This window comes from Actinoplanes awajinensis subsp. mycoplanecinus (genome assembly GCF_001509495.1).
Lineage (GTDB): Bacteria > Actinomycetota > Actinomycetes > Mycobacteriales > Micromonosporaceae > Actinoplanes > Actinoplanes palleronii.
The window spans coordinates 1-4,228 of the sequence record NZ_LLZH01000077.1 but is presented as its reverse complement, the minus strand read 5'-3'; the positions used below and the strand labels follow the sequence as shown (position 1 = coordinate 4,228).

The 4,228-nt window shown below is 72.8% G+C and carries 5 protein-coding genes; 2 read left to right on the top strand and 3 right to left on the bottom strand.

Features of this window, described 5'->3' with window-relative positions:
- Together ADL15_RS11820 and ADL15_RS11815 are read right to left on the bottom strand one after the other, a co-directional pair.
- A partial coding sequence (locus tag ADL15_RS11820; RefSeq protein WP_067688383.1) for a DUF6401 family natural product biosynthesis protein occupies positions 1–339 on the bottom strand: 339 nt, incomplete at its 3' end.
- A gap of 463 nt (positions 340–802) precedes the next feature.
- Positions 803–1,012 carry a hypothetical protein gene (locus tag ADL15_RS11815; protein WP_067688380.1) on the bottom strand — a complete coding sequence of 70 codons (210 nt, stop codon included), beginning with the start codon at positions 1,010–1,012 and terminating at the stop codon, positions 803–805.
- Between the two features lie 184 nt (positions 1,013–1,196).
- Between ADL15_RS11815 and ADL15_RS11810 the strand changes: the two genes are divergently transcribed.
- Positions 1,197–1,838 (top strand): hypothetical protein, encoded by a 642-nt coding sequence (locus ADL15_RS11810; RefSeq protein ID WP_157441320.1) that lies wholly within the window; start codon positions 1,197–1,199, stop codon positions 1,836–1,838.
- 135 nt (positions 1,839–1,973) lie between these two features.
- Here ADL15_RS11810 and ADL15_RS11805 read toward each other — a convergent pair whose 3' ends face one another.
- Positions 1,974–2,438: an SRPBCC family protein gene (locus ADL15_RS11805; protein ID WP_067688377.1), complete on the bottom strand. Its 465-nt coding sequence runs from the start codon at positions 2,436–2,438 to the stop codon at positions 1,974–1,976.
- Positions 2,439–2,534: 96 nt separating this feature from the next.
- Between ADL15_RS11805 and ADL15_RS11800 the strand changes: the two genes are divergently transcribed.
- Positions 2,535–4,118, top strand: a complete 1,584-nt coding sequence (locus ADL15_RS11800) for a phytoene desaturase family protein (RefSeq protein ID WP_067688374.1) — start codon at positions 2,535–2,537, stop codon at positions 4,116–4,118.
- Positions 4,119–4,228: the final 110 nt, after the last annotated feature.

The following is a 4,228-nucleotide window of genomic DNA, read 5'->3' as shown; positions in this document are numbered from 1 at the left end:
GGTGCGGGCCAGCATGCAGACGGCGAGGAGGCGGCGGAGGACCCAGTCGCTCTCGGTCCAGTCGATGTCGCCTTCGGGGGAGACCCAGCCGTGCTGGAAGGCGGCGTCGCGGACGCCCTCGGCGTAGGCGGCTAGCAGGATCGGGGTCAGCGGGCGAGTGTCGGCGTTGAGGCTGTCGCGGACGCCGGCGGCGTGCTGGTCGATCACTGACATCAGGCCGGGGGAGGACAGGGTGGCGGCGAGCCCGCTGACTCCGACTGCCGCGGTGAGGTCGGCAAGCGAGGCGTGAGCGGAGCGGAGGGCGGCGCGGGCGGCGGCGTTGCTGAACAGACCAGGCATGAGGAGAAAGTTAGAGACCGCCGGGTAGCCAACGGTTCTCCCTAACGGTGCAGGACGGTTGAACCTGAAACCGCAGAACTCGCCGCGCCTGATCCCTGTTCGTCAGCGACGGAGCAGGGGAGAAGGCCAGACCGGAACCCAAGGCCGGTCCGGGCCCGACCGGCCCGAGTAGCGCCGGACGCAGGGCCGGCCGGGGTGCGAGGCGCTGCCGGGCTGAGCAGATCTGAACCCGCGGCCTCGACGGGGGAGCGGTCGACGCGGTGCTCACCCGGATCCGCTGCCGAGAGCCACCGGGCCGCGACCGACGGGCTACCTGCGTCTGAGCACCGCCGGGGCGCGGCTGATGGGCCGGCGGGCCGCACCGGCCGCAGTGGGCGGGTGCGGCTGGCTGTGGCTGGGGGCGGGGGTGGGCACGGTGAGGTGCCGGCCGCCTGGGTGGTGGTCGGTGGGTGGGCGGGGAGGGTTACTCCGTGTAGGGGACGGGCTCGGGGCGGCGACGTTGGGTGTCGTCGGCGACGATGACCGTGGCTACCACGAGGGCGACGACGACCGCGAAGAACCAGGAGGCGTCATCGATGAGCTTCGCTGCCAACGGGGCCTGGAAGGCGGCCAGGAAAAAACCCAGCCACGCGAGGCGGCGCTGACGTTCAGACAAGAATCCGGCAGATCGCACCCGGAAAGTCTGGCGCGATAAGTCCGGATCGCCGTCACCCGTTCGGCCGATTCTCAGTTGTCCGATAGTGCGATCAGCGTTGCGTCGAAGCCGCTCAACAGCTGCCGTCATCGGCTCGTTCGCGCTGGTGGGGGCAGTTGTTGTTGGATCTTTTCGGGAATCGGAGCCGATCCGGCCGATCGAGGTGCCCGTACCGGACCTCGTACAGGCCGGTCCGCTGCTGGATCGGACCGCCGCCTGGCTCACCGTCGGCGACGCGGCCAGCCGGGTACGGGTGCAGACAGCCACCCTGCCGGGCCTGCTCTACCGGGTCAGCGCCGCACCGGACTCGGGTGTCGCACCGGTGGTGAGCCGGCAGGGCGGCCGGGTCGTCGTACGATTGCGGGCTACCGGGAGTGACGGCCTGGACGAGGTGCACATCGTGCTCAACCGTGCCGTCCGATGGGACATCAGGCTGCCCGCCGGCGCGGGGGAGCAGCAGCTGAACCTGCGCGGCGGGCGGGTCAGCCGGGTCGAGCTGGGTGCGTCCGGGCTGGCCGAGGTGTGGTTGCCGGACCCGGACGGCACGGTGCCGGTGATGTTCCGCGGCGGCGTGGGCTCCGCGGTGCTGAGCACCGGCACGCTCGCCCCGTTCCGGGTGGTGCTGGACGAGGGCGCCGGCGCGGTGGTCACTCCGTGGGCGGCGAACAATGGCGCGCCGGTGGGCGCGATCCTCCGGGAGGACGGCTGGCGCCGGGCCGCTGATCGGTACGCGGTCCGCGCGGTGGCCGGGATGGGCAGTGTGGTCCTGCGCCGGTACGAGCCGGCACGACGGCGAACACGCTGATCACCGCGGTGCGCTCGGGTTGCTCGGTCATGACATCGGCGTACCCGGTGCGGGACGGGTGAAACGGCCTTCACCCTCGTACGAAATCAGGCGAAACGGCCGCCCCGGAGAGCGGCCGTGCCGGAACGGCGGACCTCAGGCACCCGGGCGGTCGACCTGCCCGCGCCAGCCGCCGGTGGTGATGCCGCCGCGGCTCTCGATGAACTCCTTGAAGCGGTGCAGATCGCCTTTGACCCGGCGGTCGACCAGCCCGAGCTTGTCGCCGGCGGTCTCCACGAAGCCCTGCGGGTCGAAGTCGATCTGCACGGTGACCCGGGTGTGCGAGTCGTCGAGGCGGTGGAAGGTGACCACACCGGCCTGCTTCTCACCCTCGGTGGCGGTCCAGGCGACGCGCTCGTCCGGCAGCTGCTCGGTGATCGTCGCGTCGAACTCGCGCTCGATCCCGGCGATCCGGGTCTTCCAGTGCGTGTGGGTGTCGTCCAGCTGCTGGATCTCCGCGACGCCCTCCATGAAGCGTGGGAACTCCTCGAACTGGGTCCACTGGTCGTAGCAGGTGCGGACCGGGACGTTGACGTCGACGAACTCGGTGACCGTGCCCATGCGGTGATCCCCCTCAGTCGGTTGCCGGTTGTTTCCTCACCCCATGATTGCGAGGTGCCCCCGGCGTCCGGGGCCAAACGTGGCTAACGTGCGGACGTGGACACGGTTGATGCGGTGATCGTCGGGGCGGGGCACAACGGCTTGGTGGCAGCGAACCTGCTGGCCGACGCGGGCTGGTCGGTGCGGGTGCTGGAGGCCACCGGTGAACCCGGCGGCGCGGTGCGTTCCGGGGAGGTGACCGCGCCCGGATATCTGTCCGACCTGTTCAGCGCGTTCTACCCGCTCGGGTACGCGTCGCCGGTGCTGCGGGACCTGGCCCTGGACCGGCACGGACTGTCCTGGACGCACGCACCCACGGTGCTCACCCACCTGCTGCCGGACGGGCGGGCGGCCACCGTCAGCCGTGATCTGGAACGGACAATGGCGTCGATGGAGACGTTCGCCGCCGGGGACGGGGAGCGGTGGAAGCAGGCGTACGGCGAATGGTCGGACATCGCGGACCGGATGCTGCCGGTGATCCTGCGGCCGTTCCCGCCGGTCGCCGACGGCCTCGGCCTGGCCCGGCGGCTCGGCGTCGGTGGCAGTCTGCGGCTGGCCCGGCGGCTGGTGCTCTCCGCCCGGGAGCTGGGCTCGGAGCTGTTCCAGGGTGAGGGCGCCCGGGTGGCCCTGGCCGGGTGCGCGCTGCACACCGACCTGTCCCCGGAGGAGGCCGGCGGCGGTGTCTACGGCTGGCTGCTCACCATGCTCGGCCAGCAGGTCGGCTGGCCGGTGCCGGTCGGCGGGGCCGGTCAGCTGACCGCCGCGCTGGTCCGGCGGCTGCGGGCCCGGGGCGGCGAGATCGTCTACCGGGCGCCGGTGAGCCGGGTGCTGGTGGCGCGCGGCCGGGCGATGGGCGTGCGCACCGCGGACGGGCGGGACTGGCGGGCCCGGCGCGCGGTGATCGCGGACGTGCCAGCGCCGGCGCTCTTCCTGGACCTGGTCGGTGAGCGGTGGCTGCCGCCCCGGCTGGTCGAGGATCTCGCGCACTTCCGCTGGGACGGCGCGACGGTGAAGGTGGACTGGGCACTGAACCGGCCGATCCCGTGGACGACCGCGGAGACGTCCGGGTCCGGGACGGTGCACCTGGGCGCGGACCTGAACGGCCTGACCCGGTACGCCGGGAAGCTCGCCACCGGTGAGGTGCCGGACGACCCGTTCCTGCTGCTCGGGCAGATGACCACGACTGATCCGAGTCGGTCACCGGCGGGTACGGAGAGCGCGTGGGCGTATACCCACCTGCCGCACCGGCCGGTGTGGCCGGCCGAGGTGATCGCGGCGCACGTGGAGCGGATCGAGGCGGTGATCGAGAAGCAGGCGCCGGGGTTCCGGGCGGCGATCGTGGGGCGCAACGTGTTCGGGCCGGGTGATCTGGAGCGGGAGAACCCGTCGCTGGTGGGCGGGGCGCTGGGCGGGGGGACGTCGGCGGCGTTCCAGCAGCTGTTCCTGCGGCCGGTGCCGGGGCTGGGGCGGGCCGACACGCCGGTGGACCGGCTGTATCTGGGGAGTTCGTCGGCGCATCCGGGGGGGGGGGTGCACGGGGCGCCGGGGGCGAATGCGGCTCGGGCGGCGTTGGCGCGGGATCGGTTGCCGTTCTATCGGGCGGGGATCGAGGGGTTGCAGCGGGCGGTGTATGCCTCGTAGCGGCGGGGTGGGGGGTTTTGGGGGGGGGGGGGTGGGTGGGGGGGGGGGGGGGGGGTTTTTGGGGGGGGGGGGGGGGGGGGGGGGGGGGGGCGGCCCGGGGTCTGCCGGGG

Bases quoted from the DNA above. Each gene is read 5' to 3' on its own strand.
- ADL15_RS11805 (WP_067688377.1), bottom strand. From the start codon at position 2,438: ATGGGCACGGTCACCGAGTTCGTCGACGTCAACGTCCCGGTCCGCACC.